Source organism: Actinophytocola glycyrrhizae, from assembly GCF_042653545.1.
GTDB lineage: Bacteria > Actinomycetota > Actinomycetes > Mycobacteriales > Pseudonocardiaceae > Actinophytocola > Actinophytocola glycyrrhizae.
Genome location: NZ_JBHSIS010000017.1, coordinates 20,229 through 38,748 on the forward strand (window position 1 = coordinate 20,229; position 18,520 = coordinate 38,748).

Annotated in this window: 21 protein-coding genes; 7 read left to right on the forward strand and 14 right to left on the reverse strand. The window is 71.2% G+C overall.

Annotated features, from left to right (window positions below; all coding sequences use genetic code 11):
• Positions 1-75: 75 nt before the first annotated feature.
• Together ACFPCV_RS26000 and ACFPCV_RS26005 are read right to left on the reverse strand one after the other, a co-directional pair.
• Positions 76-603 carry a pyridoxamine 5'-phosphate oxidase family protein gene (locus ACFPCV_RS26000; RefSeq protein ID WP_378058956.1) on the reverse strand — a complete coding sequence of 176 codons (528 nt, stop codon included), beginning with the start codon at positions 601-603 and terminating at the stop codon, positions 76-78.
• Entirely contained in the window at positions 600-1,847 is a 1,248-nt protein-coding gene (locus ACFPCV_RS26005) for a cytochrome P450 family protein (RefSeq protein WP_378058957.1), read from the reverse strand. The genes ACFPCV_RS26000 and ACFPCV_RS26005 overlap by 4 nt, the downstream gene beginning before the upstream one ends.
• A gap of 302 nt (positions 1,848-2,149) precedes the next feature.
• On the opposite strand from ACFPCV_RS26005, the gene ACFPCV_RS26010 reads away from it, so the two are divergent.
• The 4 genes from ACFPCV_RS26010 (at position 2,150) to ACFPCV_RS26025 (ending at position 5,204) form a co-directional block, all read left to right on the forward strand.
• Positions 2,150-2,347, forward strand: a complete 198-nt coding sequence (locus tag ACFPCV_RS26010; protein WP_378058958.1) for a DUF2795 domain-containing protein — start codon at positions 2,150-2,152, stop codon at positions 2,345-2,347.
• 157 nt (positions 2,348-2,504) lie between these two features.
• Positions 2,505-2,702, forward strand: a complete 198-nt coding sequence (locus ACFPCV_RS26015) for a DUF2795 domain-containing protein (RefSeq protein WP_378058959.1) — start codon at positions 2,505-2,507, stop codon at positions 2,700-2,702.
• Between the two features lie 264 nt (positions 2,703-2,966).
• A complete protein-coding gene (locus ACFPCV_RS26020; protein WP_378058960.1) occupies positions 2,967-3,344 on the forward strand; it encodes a hypothetical protein in 378 nt (125 codons plus the stop codon).
• A 282-nt stretch (positions 3,345-3,626) separates the two neighbouring features.
• Positions 3,627-5,204 (forward strand): S8 family peptidase, encoded by a 1,578-nt coding sequence (locus tag ACFPCV_RS26025; RefSeq protein ID WP_378058961.1) that lies wholly within the window; start codon positions 3,627-3,629, stop codon positions 5,202-5,204.
• 233 nt (positions 5,205-5,437) lie between these two features.
• Here the strand turns inward: ACFPCV_RS26025 and ACFPCV_RS26030 are convergent, their stop codons facing one another.
• The 3 genes from ACFPCV_RS26030 to ACFPCV_RS26040 all read right to left on the reverse strand — a co-directional run bounded on the left by ACFPCV_RS26030 (position 5,438) and on the right by ACFPCV_RS26040 (position 7,654).
• A complete protein-coding gene (locus ACFPCV_RS26030) occupies positions 5,438-5,791 on the reverse strand; it encodes an STAS domain-containing protein (RefSeq protein ID WP_378058962.1) in 354 nt (117 codons plus the stop codon).
• 265 nt (positions 5,792-6,056) lie between these two features.
• Positions 6,057-7,310 (reverse strand): RNA polymerase sigma factor, encoded by a 1,254-nt coding sequence (locus ACFPCV_RS26035; protein ID WP_378058964.1) that lies wholly within the window; start codon positions 7,308-7,310, stop codon positions 6,057-6,059.
• Positions 7,311-7,315: 5 nt separating this feature from the next.
• Positions 7,316-7,654, reverse strand: a complete 339-nt coding sequence (locus ACFPCV_RS26040) for a YciI family protein (RefSeq protein WP_378058965.1) — start codon at positions 7,652-7,654, stop codon at positions 7,316-7,318.
• 317 nt (positions 7,655-7,971) lie between these two features.
• Between ACFPCV_RS26040 and ACFPCV_RS26045 the strand changes: the two genes are divergently transcribed.
• The gene (locus ACFPCV_RS26045; protein ID WP_378058966.1) at positions 7,972-10,992 is read left to right on the forward strand and encodes a tetratricopeptide repeat protein; all 3,021 of its coding nucleotides are present in this window, start codon (positions 7,972-7,974) and stop codon (positions 10,990-10,992) included.
• A 155-nt stretch (positions 10,993-11,147) separates the two neighbouring features.
• Entirely contained in the window at positions 11,148-11,348 is a 201-nt protein-coding gene (locus tag ACFPCV_RS26050) for a DUF8129 domain-containing protein (RefSeq protein WP_378058967.1), read from the forward strand.
• Between the two features lies 1 nt (position 11,349).
• Here the strand turns inward: ACFPCV_RS26050 and ACFPCV_RS26055 are convergent, their stop codons facing one another.
• The 6 genes from ACFPCV_RS26055 to ACFPCV_RS26080 all read right to left on the reverse strand — a co-directional run bounded on the left by ACFPCV_RS26055 (position 11,350) and on the right by ACFPCV_RS26080 (position 15,905).
• Positions 11,350-11,649 (reverse strand): hypothetical protein, encoded by a 300-nt coding sequence (locus tag ACFPCV_RS26055; RefSeq protein WP_378058968.1) that lies wholly within the window; start codon positions 11,647-11,649, stop codon positions 11,350-11,352.
• A complete protein-coding gene (locus ACFPCV_RS26060) occupies positions 11,646-12,563 on the reverse strand; it encodes an RluA family pseudouridine synthase (protein WP_378058969.1) in 918 nt (305 codons plus the stop codon). Before ACFPCV_RS26060 ends, ACFPCV_RS26055 begins: the two co-directional genes overlap by 4 nt.
• A gap of 699 nt (positions 12,564-13,262) precedes the next feature.
• Positions 13,263-14,303, reverse strand: a complete 1,041-nt coding sequence (aroF, locus tag ACFPCV_RS26065; RefSeq protein ID WP_378058970.1) for a 3-deoxy-7-phosphoheptulonate synthase — start codon at positions 14,301-14,303, stop codon at positions 13,263-13,265.
• Between the two features lie 15 nt (positions 14,304-14,318).
• Positions 14,319-14,666, reverse strand: a complete 348-nt coding sequence (gene aroH, locus ACFPCV_RS26070) for a chorismate mutase (protein WP_378058971.1) — start codon at positions 14,664-14,666, stop codon at positions 14,319-14,321.
• Between the two features lie 14 nt (positions 14,667-14,680).
• Positions 14,681-15,472, reverse strand: coding sequence for a TIGR03084 family metal-binding protein (locus ACFPCV_RS26075; RefSeq protein WP_378058972.1), 792 nt, complete (start codon positions 15,470-15,472; stop codon positions 14,681-14,683).
• A 109-nt stretch (positions 15,473-15,581) separates the two neighbouring features.
• A complete protein-coding gene (locus tag ACFPCV_RS26080) occupies positions 15,582-15,905 on the reverse strand; it encodes a DUF6235 family protein (RefSeq protein ID WP_378058973.1) in 324 nt (107 codons plus the stop codon).
• Positions 15,906-16,007: 102 nt separating this feature from the next.
• Between ACFPCV_RS26080 and ACFPCV_RS26085 the strand changes: the two genes are divergently transcribed.
• Positions 16,008-16,763, forward strand: a complete 756-nt coding sequence (locus tag ACFPCV_RS26085) for a TetR/AcrR family transcriptional regulator (protein ID WP_378058974.1) — start codon at positions 16,008-16,010, stop codon at positions 16,761-16,763.
• Here the strand turns inward: ACFPCV_RS26085 and ACFPCV_RS26090 are convergent.
• Genes ACFPCV_RS26090 through ACFPCV_RS26100 form a run of 3 tightly spaced genes read right to left on the reverse strand, consistent with a single transcriptional unit; the run spans position 16,680 to position 18,519 of the window.
• The gene (locus ACFPCV_RS26090) at positions 16,680-17,417 is read right to left on the reverse strand and encodes a maleylpyruvate isomerase mycothiol-dependent enzyme family protein (RefSeq protein WP_378058975.1); all 738 of its coding nucleotides are present in this window, start codon (positions 17,415-17,417) and stop codon (positions 16,680-16,682) included. The two genes, ACFPCV_RS26085 and ACFPCV_RS26090, sit on opposite strands and share 84 nt — an antisense overlap.
• Before the next feature lie 59 nt (positions 17,418-17,476).
• The gene (locus ACFPCV_RS26095; protein WP_378058976.1) at positions 17,477-18,046 is read right to left on the reverse strand and encodes a flavin reductase family protein; all 570 of its coding nucleotides are present in this window, start codon (positions 18,044-18,046) and stop codon (positions 17,477-17,479) included.
• Positions 18,043-18,519 carry an acyl-CoA thioesterase gene (locus ACFPCV_RS26100; RefSeq protein WP_378058977.1) on the reverse strand — a complete coding sequence of 159 codons (477 nt, stop codon included), beginning with the start codon at positions 18,517-18,519 and terminating at the stop codon, positions 18,043-18,045. The genes ACFPCV_RS26095 and ACFPCV_RS26100 overlap by 4 nt, the downstream gene beginning before the upstream one ends.
• Position 18,520: the final 1 nt, after the last annotated feature.

Here is an 18,520-nt window from a genome sequence, read left to right on the forward strand (position 1 = left end):
TGAAAGGCGCGTTCACGGCACAACAAAGTGCCGTCAATGGGCCGTTCAGGGCGCCCAGCGCCCTGAACGCGCCTTTCAGGGCATGGCGTCCGTGGGCTGGAACCCCGTCAGCTCGGTCAGCGGGACCTCGACGCGGCGGTCGATGCGGTCCTCCGCCCACGTGCGGGTGTCGACGAGCCACCACTGCTCGACCTCCACCAGGTACAGCCGGTGCGGTGCCGGGGCCACGAGCGCCGACGGCGGCAGTGTCCACTCGGCACGGTCGCGGGCGTCGGGCAGCACCGCGTCGTAGAACGTGCCGTGGTACCGCTGCACCTCCGCCGTGGTCAGCTCGCGGCACACCCCGGTGAACTGCGCGCCGTCCACCGCCATCAGCTCGCCGCCCGCCACGAACAGCGAGCCGCTGACCAGTGGCCGGGTGGCGATGTCGTTGCTGTGCCGGGACTGGACCGCCGAACCGAACAGGAACCGCAGCGGGTCGGCGAGCCACGCGTACTGCAGCACCGCCGACCACGGCTGCTCGTTGGTGGACACGGTGGCGAGCGAGAGGTACCGCGCCTCGTCGAGCAGCCTGCGGGTTCTCGTCGCCAGGCTCACGGTCACGCGGCCTTCACCGCGCGGTGGCGCAGCAGGACCGGCAGCGCGGCGACGTCGTTGGCGATGAACGAGTGCAGCGGCTGCACGTCCGAGGGAGCGACGGCCAGCGCGAGGTCGGGGAAGCGGGCGAACAGCGCGGGCACCGCGACGTGCGCCTCCAGCCGGGCGAGCCGCGCGCCGGGGCAGAAGTGCGGGCCGGCGCCGAACGCGATGTGCTCCTTGTCCGCGCGGTCGATGTCGTACACGTGCGGGTTCTCGTGGACGCCGGGGTCGCGGCCGTGCCCGAGGTAGTTGATCAGGATGGCGTCGCCCGCGCGGATGACCACGCCCTCACCGAGGTCGATGTCCTCCTTCGCCCACCGCATCGGCAGCGACGACACCGGGCAGTGCACGCGCAGCGCCTCCTCGATCGCGTCGGTCCAGCGGGCCGGGTCGGCGAGGACGGTGGCGAGCTGGTCCGGGTTGGCGAGCAGCTCGCGCACCGTGTGGTCGATCAGCGACACCGTGGTCTGGCTGCCGCCGCCGATCAGCAGGAGCAGCATGTCCACCAGCTCCTGCTCCGCGAGCGGCGCCTCACCCTCGACGCGGGCGGCGATCAGGAAGCTCGTCAGGTCGTCGGCGGGCTCGCGCCGCTTCAGGTCGATGAGCGTGCGCATCGCCACGTTCATGTCGGTGTAGACGGCCGCGGACTCCTCCTCCGGCACGTTGTCGGTGTTGAGCACCACGCGCAGGATCCGCAGCACCTCGGGCCGCAGGTCGTCCGGCACACCGAACAGGTCGCAGATCATCCTGGTCGGCAGCTGCTGCGAGTACGCGGTGTGCAGGTCGAGCGGCTCGTCCGCGGGGCGGGTCGCCAGGTCGTCGAGCAGGTTCGCGGCGATCGCCTCCAGGTGCGGGCGCATCGCGTCGATCCGCTTCGGGGTCAGCGCGGGCGCGACCATCTTGCGCAGCCGCTGGTGCTCGCGACCCTCCGCGGTGGACATCGACTCCACGTCCACCCACGGCGAGAGCCACTTCACCTCACCCGGCTGGTAGCCGGCCACGTTCTTCTTGACGTTGCGGGACACGCCCGGGTGCAGCAGCAGCTGCCGCACCACGTCACCCCTGGTGACCACCCAGGCGGGGAAGCCCTCAGGCAGCTCGACGGCGACCGCGGGGCCCTGCGCCCGGAGCTTGTCGATCTGCTCGTACATGCACCGTCCACCCCTGCTGTCGATCTGCGTGCCGGGGGTGGCGCTGAACCCGATCATGTTGCCCCTCCTGGGAAAGTACGCGCGAGCAAGGACCGTGGGATTGGCCGAGGCGACAGGGGCGAAAGTAACCGCCGCGCGCCGCGGTGCGGAATGCTGGAGCCCGGCTCGTACGGCGGTGGCGACCGCGAACGCGCAGGCCACGGCGGTCCGGGAGGCGGTACTCCAGGCGGATCAGTCCCGAATTCGAGTGTGGTGCACAGCGCGGGGCGAGTGCCGCACCACACTCGCGCGTCCACGCACACGCGCCGCACCGCCGCAACGACGTGTTTGAGGTCGAGCTGAGCGGCTAGGCGACAGGTATGCAGGCGACGCACATGCAGGCGCAGAAGACGGTCGACGGCATCGAGTTCCCGGTCGGCAAGGCCGGCCTGGTCGGCTACGCGGCCCGCCGCGGCGCCGACGAGGAACTGCTCGCCGACCTGGAGCAACTGCCGGAACGGGTCTACGACGGCCCGAACGCGGTCGGCGCGGCCTTCGCGGCCGTCACCGGCCGCTGACGGTGGCGGTCGACCACCTGGTCACCTCGGCCTCCCGGTTCCCGGTGGGGATGACCACGTCGACCCGTGTCGGCATGACGAACCCGCCCGGTCTGCTGTGGTTTAGGCGGGCCCGTCCCGGCAAGCCGTGTCGGACCGACACCGAAAGGAGAACGAGATGGCTGACCCGAACCCGAACCCGATTCAGATGCAGAAGTACCTCGGCGGGATGGACTACCCGGCGGGCCGGGACGAGATCGTCGAGCACGCCCGGGAGAAGGGCGCCGACGACGACGTGCTGCGGCACCTGCAGGCGATCCCGGACCGCCAGTACGACGGCCCGAACGCCGTGAGCAAGGAGTTCAGCGACGCCTGACTGGGACAGGGCCGCCGCAGCCGGGGTACGGCGCCGACCACATCAGGACCCGCACCTTCGAGGAGTCCGTCCGGAACCGCCCGGCGCCCTGCTCCGGCTGCTCGGCCGTGGACAGCCTGTCCTCTTCGCGCAGTGGCGCGTCTGAGCCACCCGCGATGCGCTGACTCTCCGGGCCCTCTTGGCACGATCAGTGACGAGATCGTCACGGCCAGGAGGAACCCATGAAGAGAAGGCTCGGGACATTTGGCCGTCGCGCTGGCAGCGGTGGCTGTCGCGCTGGCAGCGGTGGCTGTCGCGCTCACCGTGCCGTCGACGGCGGCCGCGAACACGGCGGCGGCCTGCCCCGGCTACGGGAACGGCGAGTCGCTCGCCAACTGGAACCGGTCCGGCTTCAACGCCAGCCCGCCTGCCGGGTGGCAGATCATCCAGGTCCCGTACCACGCGGGGGTGTTCCCGGTCGTGGACCGGCTGACGCTCGACGCGTCGGTAGCGGAGGGGACCGCGAAGCTCGACCGTGCCGTGGGTGACTTCCACGCCGCGTCCCCCGGCGCCCGGCTCGTCCTCGCCGGGCTCGTGCCGCGGCCGGTGCTCGACCACCTCGCCGCGACCTCGCCGTGGTTCGAGCTGATCCAGGCCGCCTGACCGGGGACCACCACCGGCCCGTTCCGCGCGCGTGAGGGCGGCGTGCGCGGAACGGGACGCGGCATGCGGACCAATCCGCTGCACCGCTCGGCTGAACTTGTTCCCACCACGGGGGCAAACGTTCACAAGAGAACGCAGTGAGACCGCTCAACTCTCTTGTGTCACCGCCGTCATACGACAAATGTGGAGACCGTTCGCGCGAACATCTGCTCCATCTCCATCCACAGTCGACTCCCAACGAGGGCGGGAGTCCGGCTGCCCTGCAAAAGGAGAGCCACACACATGGGAGAGTCACGCGCTAGCTCGAAGAGACGAGTTCTCGGGGCCACGGTGGCCGCGGCGACGGCCGCACTGATCGGCATGGGCTTCGGGACCACGGTGGCACAGGCGGCCGAGGGTGACGTCCTGTACGCCGGCGCAGCCGACGCGATCAAGGACAGCTACATCGTCGTGTTCAAGGACTCGGCGATGTCCGCGCAGAGCGTCGGGGACCAGGTGTCGAACCTGGCCTCGAAGTACGGCGGCAAGGTGGACTACACCTACACGGCCGCGCTCCGGGGCTTCGCGGGCTCGATGAGTGCGGACGCCGCACGCAAGCTCGCCGCCGACCCGAGTGTGGCCTACGTGCAGCAGAACCGGGCCGTGCACACCACTGTGGACCAGCTCAACCCGCCGTCGTGGGGCGAGGACCGCGTCGACCAGCGCAACCTGCCGCTGGACAGCAAGTACTCGTACTCGACCACGGCGAGCAACGTCACCGCGTACGTGATCGACACCGGCATCCGCACCACCCACCAGGACTTCGGCAACCGCGCCACGTGGGGCACCAACACCACAGGGGACGGCAACAACACCGACTGCAACGGCCACGGCACGCACGTGGCTGGCACCATCGGCGGCAACGCCCACGGCCTGGCAAAGGGCGTTCGCCTGGTCGCCGTGAAGGTGCTGGACTGCAACGGTTCCGGCTCGTTCGCCGGTGTCGCGGCCGGCATCGACTGGGTGACCCAGAACCACACCTCCGGCCCGGCCGTCGCGAACATGAGCCTCGGTGCCCAGGGTTCCGACGCCGCCACGGAGAACGCGGTCCGCAACTCGATCGCCGACGGCGTCACCTACGCGATCGCGTCCGGCAACTCCAACTCCAACGCGTGCAACTTCACCCCGGCCCGCGTGACCGAGGCGATCACGGTCAACGCGTCCACGAGGACCGACGCGCGTGCCTCGTTCTCGAACTGGGGCAACTGCACGGACATCTTCGCGCCGGGCCAGGACATCACGTCGACGTGGCGCACCAGCGACACCTCCACCAACACGATCAGCGGCACGTCGATGGCCGCCCCGCACGTGGCGGGCGCCGCGGCACTGTACCTGGCCGACAACCCGGCCGCGTCCCCGGCGACTGTCCAGTCCACGATGAAGACCAACGCCACGCCGAACAAGATCACCAACCCGGGCACCGGTTCCCCGAACGCCCTGCTCTACACCGGCACCGGTGGCGTGACCCCGCCCAACCCCTGCGCGGCGGTCACCAACGGCACCAACTACAACATCAATGACCACGCGACGGTGAACAGCCCGATCTCGGTGTCCGGCTGCACGGGCAACGGTGGCGCCTCGGCGACCGTCGCGGTCGGCATCGTCCACACCTACATCGGTGACCTGGTCGTCGACCTCGTCGCTCCCGACGGTTCGGTGTACAACCTGCACAACCGCTCCGGCGGCAGTGCGAACAACATCAACCAGACCTACACGGTGAACCTGTCCGGTGAGACCGCCAACGGCAGCTGGAACCTCCGCGTCCGCGACGCGGCCAGCGCCGACACCGGCTACATCAACACCTGGACGCTCGACCTCTGATCGACTGTCCTGATGTGACATGAACGGCGGGTGGCGCCGGTCTCCCCGACCAGCGCCACCCGCCTCGTGCCACGCGAGCCGCTCCCTCGTCACCACTCCCGGCACCGCACGACACGGGACGACCACCCGCCCGACCCCACCCCACGTGTATCCGCGCAGGCAGCCGTCGCGGACAAGGACCACGACCACACCCGTTCGGCACGCGAACGTGACGGCCTTCACCCCCACGCGGGCTACCGCGAAGCGGGGAGGAAGGCGAGCCGCGCGTGCGAACGGGCCACCGCCTGCCGCACCGCCCTGCTCCCCGGCACGACCAGCATGGTGCTGCCGAGCGCACCGCACCGCTCGTGATGGTCCATCAGCACCGCGAGCCCGGCCGCGCCGAGGAAGCTCACCCCGGTGAGGTCCACGACCACCGGCGCGGGCGGCGACACGGCCGCTTCCGCGTCCGCGAGCGTCGCGTCCAACGTCCCCGCGGTGTCCGTGTCCAGCTCACCCGTGACCCGGACCAGCACCAGCCGCCCCTCGACCACCAGCGTCGTCGGGTGGGGTCGTCCCCGCTTCCCAGCTCGAATGTCACCAGCCACATGACCTCCCCAGCAGCGGTTATGACGCTCAGCACCCTTGTTGTCACCCTAGGCACGCGGGGTGGTTGGCCGCCAGTCGGCGCTGGGCGGCGTGTCCACGTGGTCCCGGGGACCGACCGGGGAGCTTGCCACTGTCGCGTCGTCCCACTTGGACTTCGGGCGTTCGACCACGATCACGTCCGGTCGTGACGGCGGGCACGCATCGACGGCACAACGAGTGCCGTGAATGGGCCGTTCAGGGCGCTGAGCGCCCTGAACGCGCCTTTCAGGGCATTGCCGACGTGTCGACCTCGGCGAGTCTGCGGCGCAGGTGGGCGCGTTCCGGTTCCGTGCCCGCCAGGTCGAGGGCGGTTCGGTACGCGGTCGCGGCCTCGGCGTGCCTTCCCAGCCGGTGCAGCAGGTCCGCGCAGGCGACGTGGTAGGGGTGGTAGGCACGCAGCAACGGCTCACCGGCCAGTTCGTCGAGCAGTGCGAGGCCGCGTTCGGGGCCGTCGCGCATGGCGATCGCCGCTGCTCTGTTCACGGCGACCACCGGGGACGGGGTCAGCGCCTGCAGCACGTCGTACAGGGCGACTATCTGGGGCCAGTCGGTGGCCGGCAGGTCCGGGGCCTCGTCGTGCAGTGCCGCGATCGCCGCCTGTACGCCGTACGGGCCCGGTGGGCCGCCGGTCAGGGCGGTCTCGGCCAGGGCGCTGCCCTCCTCGATCATGGGACGGTCCCAGTGGGTGCGGTCCTGTTCGTCGAGGAGCAGCAGTTCGCCGTCGCGGCCGGTGCGGGTGGTGCGGCGGGCGTGGGTCAGGAGCATCAGTGCCAGCAGGCCGGCCACCTCGCGTTCGGCAGGCAGCAGGCGGCGGAGGATCCTGGTGAGGCGGATGGCTTCCTCGGCGACGTCCACGCGCTGCAGGTCGGGGCCGGTGCTGGCGGTGTAGCCCTCGGTGAAGATCGAGTAGAGCACCTGCAGCACGCCGGGCAGCCGCTCCGGCAGTTCGTCGGCGTCGGGGGTGCGGAACGGGATCCGCGCGCCGTGGATCTTCTTCTTGGCGCGGGTGATCCGCTTGGCCATCGTCTCGCGGGGGACCAGGAACGCCCGCGCCACCTCCGGGGTCGTCAGTCCCGCGAGGAAGCGGAGCATCAGCGCGCCGCGGTCCTCGGCCGGGAGCGCCGGGTGCGCGCACGTGAAGAACAGCTGCAGGCGCTCGTCCGGCAGGTCGCCGCCATGGTCCTCGGGTGGCGTCGCGCGTTCCGCCTCCACCCGCAGTATCGCGAGCCGGGTGGTCAGCGCCTGGTCGCGCCGCAGCCGGTCGACGGCCCTGCGGCGGGCGGTGGTCATGAGCCACGCGCCCGGCCTGGGTGGCACACCGTCGACCGGCCAGTGCAGCAGCGCGGCCTCGATCGCCTCCGACGTGACCTCCTCGGCGAGGTCCAGGTCGCCGAAGCGGCGGACGAGGGCCGCCAGCAGCCTGCCGCGCTCCTCGCGGAACACGGCGGCCACCGCCCCCTCCGCGGCCCTGTCCGCCACGGCGCTCAGCTCCCGAAGTCGGCGATCGGCCGCACCACGACCGAACCGCCGCCCAGCGCGCCAGGGCAGCGGGCCGCCCAGTCCAGGGCCACGTCGAGGTCCGGCACGTCGATCACGTAGAAGCCGCCGAGGACCTCCCTCGTCTCGGCGAACGGCCCGTCGGTCACGGTCCGCCCGCCGTCGTCGTCGACCCGCACGGCGGTCGCGGTGACCAGGTCCGCGAGCGACTCGCCGGAGACGAAGACTCCCGCCTCCCTGACCTCCTTGTCGAAGGTCATCCACAGGCTCGGGTCACAACCGGTGTCGCCGTCAGCACCGGCGTTGATCAGCAGCATGTACTTCACAGTCGAACTCCCTCATCCCTGCGGCGACGTCCGCCGCATGACACCACTACGGACGGGGTGTCGCCAAATGGACAGCCCTCGCGAAGAACTTTGCGCGACGACCGGGTGCGGCGGGGTGCACCCGGTCCGCCGCGACGGAGCCGGGCCGGGGTCGCACCGGCCAAGGCGGGCATCGCCGTCCCGGCTACGAAAAGGCGACAGTTTCCCGCCGGGGTGTTGTCCAATTTCTGTCACATCGCCGCCTTCCCGCGACTCGCGTATTACGGGTTGATATCGTGCCTGGCACGCAATGAGGCAATCCCGTGGAAAGTATTTGCATGACCGCGGCACCGCAATCCGGCTCGGAGCCACTTCCGCGCGTGTTCGTGTCCTACGCGCACGACTCCAGGGTGCACAAGAGGCAGGTGTTGCGGTTCTGCGGTCTGCTCCGCGGGCTCGGGGTCGACGTCCGGGTCGACGAGTGGGACAGCGACCTGCGCAGGGACTGGTACCTCTGGATGATCGACCAGTTCCGCGGCGCGGACAACGTCATCGTGATCGCCTCGCCGCAGTACCGGACGGCGGGTGACGGCGACGCGCTGCCCGACTGCCACCGGGGCGTGCAGACCGAGTCGGCGATGCTGCGGGATTTCCTGCACGGCGACCGCGCGACGTGGACCCGCAAGATCCTTCCGGTAATACTTCCCGGCAGGTCGGCGCGGGAAATTCCGCTGTATCTCCAACCCGCCAGCGCGAGTCATTACCACGTTCGCGAAATCACCCCCGCCGGTGTCGCCGAACTCCTCGGGGTGATCACCGGAACACCGCGCCCGCCCTCGGCGCCATCCGGTGACCGGCTCGACGTGCTGCGCAGCGCGGCACCCGAGGTGGTGTCGACCCTGCCGAGGGACGTCGTGTCGTTCACCGGCCGCGACGCCGAGGTGACCGGGCTGGTCACGCGGATCGACCGCGCGATCGAGCAGGGCGACGCGGCGATCCACGTCGTGGACGGCATGCCGGGGGTCGGCAAGACCGCGTTCGCCGTGCACGTCGCACACCGGGTCGCCGGGAAGTTCCCCGACGGGCACCTGTTCCTCGAACTGCGCGGCCACACGCCCGGCCAGCAGCCGGTCACGCCGGTCGACGCGCTCGGTTCGCTGCTGCTGGCCGTCGGGGTCGCCGCCCGGCACGTGCCTGCCGCGCTCGACGACCGCGCCCGGCTGTGGCGGGACCGGCTCGCGGGCCGGAAGATGTTGCTGCTGCTGGACGACGTCGCCGACCACGAGCAGGTGCGGGCGCTGCTGCCGGGCACCGCGGGCTGCCAGGTCGTGCTCACCAGCCGCCACCGCCTCGCCGGGCTGGAGGACGCGCGGCCGCTGCCGCTGGGTGTGCTGCCCGCTGCGCAGGCCGTCGAGATGTTCCTGCGCCTGGCGGGCAGGTCGCCGGACGGCGACGAGTCGGAACTCGTGCGCCTGTGCGGGCACCTGCCGCTCGCGATCGGGCTGGCCGCGGGCAGGTTGCGCAGCCACCCGACGTGGGACGTGCGGTACCTGACCGAGCAGCTCGTGTCGACGCGGGACCGGCTGGCCGAGATCCGTGCCGACGACCGCAGCGTGGTCACCGCGTTCGCGGCGTCCTACCGCGACCTGCCCGCCGACGTGCAGCGCCTGTTCCGCAGGCTGAGCCTGCACCCCGGCATCGACTTCGACCTCGACGCCGCGGCCGCGATGGGGCGCGGCGGCGTCGACGCGACCCGCGCGCGGCTGGAGACGCTGTACCTCAACAACCTCGTCGAGGAGCCGGCGCCTGGCCGGTTCCGGCTGCACGACCTCATCCGGCACTTCGCAGGCACCCTGATCGCCGCCGACCCGGACGAGGACCCGGACGCGGTGGTGGAGCGGGTGCTCGACTACTACGTGCACGTCGCGACGACCGCGGCCGAGCTGCTGCCCCAGCACGACCGGGTGCTCGAACCGCGGTGCGGCACCCCGCCCGCGCACGCGCCGCGGCTGGCGACCACGGCCGACGCCGTGCGGTGGTTCGCGGCCGAGCGGATCAACCTGAGCAGCTGCGTCGAGTACTCCAGGGGGCACGGCAGGGCACGGCACACCGTGCACCTGGCCGCCGTGCTGCACTCCTACCTCGCGCAGCAGGGCCACTGGGACGACGCGCTCGCCATCCACGACGTCGCCTGCCGCGTCGCGGAACGCACCGGTGACCTGCGCGGGCTCGCCGTGTCGCTGCGCAACCGGGGTGTCGTGCGGCACCTGCTGGAGGACTACCCGGCGGCGTTGACCGACCTGGTGCGGGCACACCAGCTGTACGCCCAGCGCGGTGACCTCATGGGTGCCGCCGACGTGATCCAGTGCATCGGCACCGTGCAGTACGCCACCGGCGACTACGCCGCCGCGACCGCGAACCTGTCGGCAGCGCTCGCGCTGTGCGAGGAGGTCGGGGACCGCTTCGGCGTGGCCAACGCCCGCTACCGGCTCGGCATCGTGCGGCACCTGACCGACGACTACCGGGCCGCCGCGTCCGAGCTGGCGCGGGCCTACACGGTGTTCACCGAGGTCGGCAGCAGACAGGGGCAGGCGGACGCGCTCAGCTACCTGGGGCTCGTGCAGGCGATGGCGGGTGACCACCCGCCCGCGCTGCGCGGCCTGACCGGGGCGGCCGCGATGTTCGAGCGGCTCGGCGACCGCCTCGGCATCGCGAACGCGTTGTGCCGCACGGGTTTCCTGCTGCGGGTCGTCGGCAGGTACCGGGAGTCGGTCGCCGTGGCGCAGCGGGCACACACGTTGTTCGCCGACCTCGGCAGCTGCCAGGGCCGCGCGAACGTGCTGACCACCCTGGCCATGGCCAGATACCTCGGCGGCGACCGCACCGAGGAGGACAACGCGGCGGCCGTCGACACCCTCGAGGAGGCCCGCGCGCTGTGCGGCAAGGTCGGTGACCGGCTGAGCGAGGCGGTGATCCACAACGCGCTCGGCGTCCTGCACCTCATGGCGGGCCGCTGCCACGAGGCGACCGAGACACTCGGCCGCGCGCTGGAGCTGTGCGCGGACAGCCGCGACCGCACCGGCAAGGCGGAGACCCTGAACAACCTCGGCCGGCTCGCGTGGCACTGGCCGGAGGCGGGCGACGCCTTCTCCCACCACAAGCGCGCGCTCGAGCTGGCCCGCGAGATCGGCAACCAGCTGGAGGAGGCCCGCGCGCTGGAAGGCATGGGCCGCTGCCTGGTCCGCGACTGCCACGTCGGCAACGGGCACGCACACCTCCGGGAGGCGCTGGGACTGTACGAACGCCTCGGCGTCCCGGAGGCAGGGAGCGTGCGCGCCGCGCTGGCCGTGCTGGCCTGACACCGGCCCGCGGCGGCACACGCCCCGCACGTCGTCGAGCCGGAGGAACGGGGAAGTGGACATCCGGGAAGAAGATTTTCTGGCGGCCCGGTCCAGGTGTTCGGCGACCCGATCCCGGGAACACCGGAGAGACCCCCGACGCACGGGAGACCGACATGACGAACTCCGCCGACCACGGCGACGGCTCCGCCGACTACGAGGACCTGCCCACCGGCACACTGCGCGACCGCGTCCGCTCACTCAGCGCCGACGAACTGCGGCACCTGATCGACGAGGAACGCGGCAACGACAACCGGGCTCCGGTGATCGAGGTGCTCGAGTCCCGCCTGGCGCAGCTCCGCGAGGAGGGCGGCTGACCTACCTGGGCCGCCACCTGGTCCGCTCCCGCAGCCACAGCCCGGCCGCCGTGACCAGCAGAACCCCCGCGACCTCGACACCGATCCGCGCGCCGGTACCCACCCAAGCCGGCTCTGGGGCCGGGCCGCACGTCGTGCCAGGAACAAATGCACAGCCGCGCATGCCGCCGCGGCTGGACACGGAGTCGGGCTCGACGACCGGCTTCCGCGCGGCCACCCCGGCGAGCAGGAAGCTCGCCGCGACGGCGAGCGCGGCCAGCGCGAGCAGGACCAGCGCCGGGCCCGGGCGCGGGCCCCTCACCTGTCGGCCCGCCACGCCGCGAGGCACAGACGGCTCTCGAAGCGGCGGGGTTCGCCCGTGACCGGGTCGTCGAAGGCCAGCACCTTCGCCAGCAGTTGCAGCGGCCGGGTGAAGTCGTCGAGCGGCCGGTCCTCCAGCACCGGGTAGAACGGGTCACCGAGGATGGGGACGCCCAGGCCGCACATGTGCAGCCGCAGCTGGTGGGTGCGCCCGGTCAACGGCAGGAGCCGGTAGCGGCCGAGGCCGTCGCGGTGGCCGAGCAGTTCGACGCGGGTCTGGGCGTTCGGCTCGCCCGGCACCTCCTGCGCGGTGATGACGCCGCGTTCCTTGACGATCCGGCTGCGCACCACCGCGGGCAGCGCCAGGTCCGGCCGGTGCGGTGCGACCGCCTCGTACTCCTTGTGGACGCGGCGGTCCCGGAACAGCGTCTGGTACCGCCCGCGCAGCTCCGGGCGCACCACGAACAGCACGAGCCCAGCGGTCGGCCGGTCCAGCCGGTGTGCGGGCGAGAGGTGCGGCAGCCCCAGCAGGGTGCGCAGCCGCACCAGCGCGGTCTCCGCGACGTGCTGCCCGCGGGGGATCGTCGACAGGAAGTGCGGCTTGTCGGCGACCACGACGTGGTCGTCCCGGTGCACGATGCCGATCTCGAACGGCACCGGCACCTCGTCGGGCAGGTCGCGGTGGAACCACACGAACTCGCCCGGCCGGTAGGGGGTGTCGGCCGCGAACGGGCCGTCGACGCCGACGAACCGGTCGTCGGCCAGCATCGCGTCGATGCGGGCCGGGTCGACCCTCGGCAGGCGCGCGACCAGGTAGGCCCGCACCGTGGGCCACGTGCCGTCCACCGGCAGCCGCAACCGCGCCGCGTCGAGTCCGCCGCGTTGCGGGAGGGGGGAGGGGGTGGTGCGGCGCACGGCTCGTTCCTACCAGGCCGTGCGCCGGGGCGACCACCCGCCACCGCGGCGCACCCCCCAGCCGTCCGCCGTGCCGGCCCTCCTCAGCATGCTGGACGATCGATCGCGTGAAGCTCACGTGAAGTGAGCTTGGCGTACCGACCCGTCGTCAGGCACGCCCCCCACACCTCTGCGGCCGCCCGCGACGGGGCGGGGCCGATGCCGTGAAAGGCGCGTTGACGGCATAACGAGTGCCGTCAATGGCGCATTGACGGCGTTGAGCGCCGTGAATGGCCCATTGACGGCATCGCGAGTGCCGTCAACGCGCCTTTCACGGCACCAAAGCCGGGCGCTACGCGCCCAGGCCCGCGAAGCGGGCGCCGCACGGCAAGCCCTGCGAAGCGGGCCTGCCTGCGCAACCCCGACGGTGGCGCGAGCCCACCAAAAGGGGCTCCCTGCCATCCCGTCGACCTGGCAGCGCCCGATCACGCCGTGTCAAGGGGGGCCAAACACCCGAATCACAACACGCGGAAAAGGCCCCCCTTGGCGCGGTGTGATAGCCCGTAGGGAGGTCGACGGGATGGCAGGCAGACCCGAACCCAACCGCCGCCGAACAACCCCTCCGCCACCCCCGAGACCTGCCCGTCCGGCGAGGACAAACCACAACGCCAACCGCAGCCCACCCACCCGGGGAGGACACCCGCCACAGCGTGTTGTCGGTCAGCTCGCGCTGCGGTAGCGGCGCCTTGCCGGAGTGCGGCCCATGTAGGCGGTCAGGTCGACGACCGCCTTGGCCAGTTCGTCGAGGTCCTTGCCGATGAGGGCCTGCGCGCCGTCGCACAGCGCGAGCTCCGGCTGCGGGTGCACGTCGACGATGAGGCCGTCGGCCCCCGCGACGATGCCTGCGCGGCTGAGGGGGAGCACGAGTTCGCGGCGGCCGCCGGAGTGGGACGGGTCGACGATCACCGGCAGGTGCGAGAGGTGCTGGACCACCGGCACCGCGGACACGTCGAGGGTGTTGCGGGTCGCGGTCTCGAACGTGCGGATCCCGCGCTCGCACAGCACGATCTCCAGGTTGCCGCGCTGCGCGATGTACTCCGCGGCCATCAGCCACTCCTGGATGGTCGCGTTCATCCCGCGTTTGAGCATCACCGGCACGCGGGTCTCGCCGATCGCCTGCAGCAGCGCGAAGTTCTGCATGTTCCTGGTGCCGATCTGCAGCATGTCCGCGTACCCGGCGACCATCTCGACGTCGTGCGCGCTCGTCACCTCGGTGACGACCGGCAGCCCGGTCTCCTCGCGCACGTCGGCGAGGATGCGCAGACCGGCCTCACCGAGGCCCTGGAACGCGTAGGGCGAGGTCCTCGGCTTGAACGCGCCGCCACGCAGCATCGTCGCGCCGGCGGACTGCGCCATCCGTGCCGCCGCGAGCGTCTGCTCCGGTGTCTCCACGGCACAGGGCCCGGCGATCAGCGTGACGGTGTCCGGCCCGATCGGCACCCCGCGGACACGCACCACCGAACGCTCCGGGTGGTGCTCGCGGCTCACCAGCTTGTACTCGGTGGACACGCGGGTGACCTGCGCGACTCCGGGCATGGCCCCGATGTCCAGCGAGGCGAACGTCTCGACGTCGCCGACGAGCCCGACGATCACCCGGCGCACGCCGCGGCTGACGAACGCCTGCCCGCCCGCGGCCTCGACCCGGTCGACGACGGTCTGCACGTCAGCTGGCTGCGCGCTCGGCTGCATGACGATGACCACGGCACTTCCTTCCTGCTATGCGGCCAGGTCCGGCCGCAACCGGGTGGCGCCGCGCAGATACACGTGGCGGACCGCCGATCGGGGACGATCGCTCTCGATGTGAGCGAGCAGCCGGACCACCCGTGGCAGCGCGCCGGGTACGGGTACCTCGGTCGCGCACAGCAGTGGCACGTCCACGAGCCCGAGGTCGCGGGCCGCGGTGGCGGGGAAGCAGCTCGTCAGGTCCGGGGTCAGCGTGAACACGATGCTGATCAGCTCCGCGTGGCCGATCCCGTTGCAGCGCAGTACTTCCGTGATCAGCTCACGGGTGCCCGCGAGGACGTCGGCCGGGTCGTCCCGGTCGACCTGGATCGCGCCACGCACGGCACGGACCACGGTCAGGCCTTGAACTGGCCCGGCCGCCTGCCCTCACCGGCGGGCCCGCGGTAGCACTGCGCGACGTCCAGCCACGCGTCCGCGTCGGGGCCGGTGGCGCTCAGCGCGAGGTCGTCGCGGTGGCGGCGGCGCGTGGCCAGCAGGCAGAAGTCCACGGCGGGGCCGGTGATCTTCTGCTCGGCGTCGGCGGGACCGAACTCCCACGTGGCGCCCGACGGGGCGGTGAGTTCGTAGCGGAATTGGGTGTCCGGCGGGGTCAGCCCCCTGGACTGGTAGCCGAAGTCCCACGTGAGGGTGACGAAGAGGGCGATCCACCACAGCCGGTCGGTGTACTCGCGGGTGACGCCGAGCCCGTCGGCGATGTCCTGGCCGTGGGCGAACAGCTCCATCATGCCCGCGGAGGCCAGCACGGCCGGGGGCAGGGGCCGGACCAGCCAGGGCACCACCTGGTCGGCGGGCACCGCGGCGAGGGCCTTGATCGCCGTGTCGCGCTCGGCCCGCCAGCGCGACAGCAGCACCTCGGGCGGGTCGCCGAGGTAGTCGGCGAGCGCGGCCTCGACCGCGCCCTCGAAGTTCGCGGCCGCCTTCGCGGCCATCGCGCCGAACAACTCCGCGTCGGAGGCGGCGGTGCCCGCGAGGCGGAAGATGAACGCGAGGTGCGCGACCTGGTGGGCGACGGTCCACCCCGGCGCCGGTGTCGGTCGTTGCCAGCCGGTTTCGGCGACTCCGGTGACGAGTCCCTCGAACGCCTCGGCGTCCGCGGTCAGGTCGGAGATCACGTCTCGCTGCGTCACGCGCCTTGTCCTCTCGCCCGTCACTGTCTTCCCTACCAGGATGACCGTGGCGGGCCGGACTGTCTTATCCGCGCATGCCTTGTGTACCAGGCTGTTCCAGCGAGGCGTCTCAGCGTGCGCTGTCGCGGAAACGGGCCGACTCGGCGGGTGGCCCGATGTGGACGACGCCGAAGGAGTCGAAGCAGTTGATCCGGATCTTCATCACCAGGTCGTCCTTGACGATGACGAAGAGCTCGTTCGGCCGCTGGTAGTCGTCCACCACCCGGTAGCTGCGGAACAAGGTGCCCTCGACCATCGCGAACAACGCCTTGTGCGCCGCGTTCTTCGCGTGCTGGCTCGCCGTGGTCGCCCACTCCTCGAAGACCTCGACACCGGTCTCGAGACGGAATCGCGTGCGGGGGATGGTGCTGTCCTGCTGGTGGTACTCGTTCATGACCGCACCTGCCTGCTCAGATCCATAACGGTGTTGTACTACCAAGATAGCGGTGTTATGTAACATTGTCAATCTCGTCGCGCGACATGCGACAATGTCCACGTGAGCCCCAGACGTCGTGACCCAGCCACCCGTGCAGAACTGATCGAGATCTCCGCCCGCCTCCTTGCGGAGGAAGGGTCGGAGGCGATGTCGAGCCGCCGCATCGCCAAGGAAGCGGGTACCTCGACAATGGCCGTCTACACACATTTCGGCAGCATGAGTGGTCTCGTGCGGGAAATGGTGCACGAGGGCTTCGGCAGACTCGCGGCCGCGTTCGACCGCATCACGTGGTCGGACGACCCCGTCAGGGACCTCGCGGTGATCGGGCGCGTGTACCGCAGGACGGCGGTGTCGAACGCGCACCTGTACTCGGTCATGTTCGGGGACCGCGCGATCGCCGGCTTCGAGCTCAGCGAGGAGGACCGGCAGTACGGCCGGTTCAACCTCCTGCCCGTGGTCGAGTGCGCGGCGCGCTGCGTCGAGGCGGGGCGGTTCCGTGGCGAGGACGCGATGCTGGTGGCGCACCACATGTGGCTCGCCATGCACGGCGGGGTCACGCTGGAGCTCAACGGCTACCTGATCGACCCGTGCGACGCGGACCGGTGCTTCGAGAGCCAGACGGTCACGCTGATGGTCGGCGCGGGGGACACCCTCGAAGCGGCGCAGGCGTCAGTGCTCGCCTCGGCGGAGGCGTTCGCCAGGGACTTCGGGGACGGTGTGGGAGAAGGCGCGTCAGCTGCTGAGCCGGAGGCGGCCGGTGACGGGCTCGACGGGGGTGGCGGGCGGCGTGAACGGACCCCAAGTAAAAGCGGGTAGCCACCGGTGTGAGCCGCGGTCCCAGTCCAGCGCGGTGATCTGCGCGTGGCTGCGGCGCCCGGCGAGCGACCGGTACAGGTCGTAGCGGTCCGCGGTCAGTGTGGCAGCAGGCGCACCGTCCCCGACTATCCACTGTGTACTGACGGTGGACAGCCGCAGGGCGGGTAAGCCGTGGTCGCTCACCGCGGCGGCGAACCCGTTGGCGAGCACCTCGAACGCGCCCGCGAACGCGGGGTGCTCGCGGGGCAGTGCCGCGCCGATCGCGTAGCGGATGTCCAGCTCGTGGGTGAACGCGTCCATGGCGAGGATGCTGCCCGTGCGGCCGCCGCGTTCCGCGAGCAGCACGTCGACCTCGGCGCCGAGGCGGTCCCACGCCGCGAGAAGTTCCGGGATGTCCATGTCCGACGACGAGGAGGGCTGGGCCGACGGATAGCCCGATAGCCTGCCGATCGAGGTCGCCGCGACGCCGACCAGGTGTGTCACCAGTCCCCGGAGCGTCCACTCCGGACACGACGGCACGACCGGGTCCTCGACCACACGTGGTGCCCTGAGCAGTTCCAGCACACTGCCGCGCACGTACCGGTAGCTCTCGTGGTTGGGCACCCGCTCACCGCGCAGTGTGGGTGTGCCGACCTCGTACAGTTTCGTGTCCATGGTCAAACTCCCGGTCGTTGCGTGCGCCCGTCGTGGTCGTCGTGGTCGTCGCGCCCGGCTCAGGCCGACTTTGCGGCGGGCGGGCCGTGCTGGTGGAAGCCGCCGCCGACGAACAGCAGCGCCTGGCCGCTCGCGTGGCTCGCGCTGCGGACGATGCCGAGGAAGATCGAGTGGTCGCCGCCCTCGTAGACCTCCTTGAGCTCGCACTCGAGCCACGCGAGCGATCCGGTCAGCAGCGGCACACCGGTGTGCCGCCCCGGGAACCAGTCGACGCGGTCGAACTGCGACATGCCCGCGGGGCGGCCCTTGCTCGCGAAGTAGCGCGCGACGCTCTCCTGCTCACTGCTGAGCACCGAGACGCCGAACCCTCTCGCGTCGAGGATCGTCTCGTGCATGCGTGCGGTACGGGCCACACAGCACAGCACCATCGGCGGGTCGAGCGAGACGGACGTGAACGCGTTCGCCGTCATCGCGTGCGCCATCTTGCCCCGGGCGGTCAGCACCGTGATCCCCGTGGCGAACTGGGCCATCACGTCCCGCAGCGCCCGCTGGGTCGTCTCCTGCTCCTGTGCGCGCAGTACCCGCACCGGTTCGGTGCGGGGCTGCGGTTCCTGCTGTGCGGTGGTCAACGCGACTCCCTGGCACCCGAGTCCACGCGCCGCCCCACCGTCTCGGGGATCATCGTGAACGGTTCGAGTGCCGCACGCAGGGCGGCAGGCACCCGGGTTGGCACCGTGTCGTTGTTCGGGCCCCGCATGCACGCGATCCGCTGCCGGCCCCTGGCCACGAGGTTCTCCAGGCCGTCCATCAGCTTCACGTAGTCGAACGTGAACTGGATCTGCGTCTGGGTCAGCTCCTCCAGCCGCATCCGCACGCTCAGCTCGTCGAAGGCGGTGATCTCGGCGAAGAACTCGCAGTCCACCTTCAACGTGAACAGCTTCAGATCTCCCCGGAGCTCCGCGATCACCTCGGGCGCCATCTCTTTGAGGAACATCTCGCGGCATCGTCCCTGCCAGCGCAGGTAGTTCACGTAATAGACGTTGCCGGCGATATTTGTGTCCTCGAAACCCACCGTGTGGCGGATCTCGTAGTACGCGGCCATG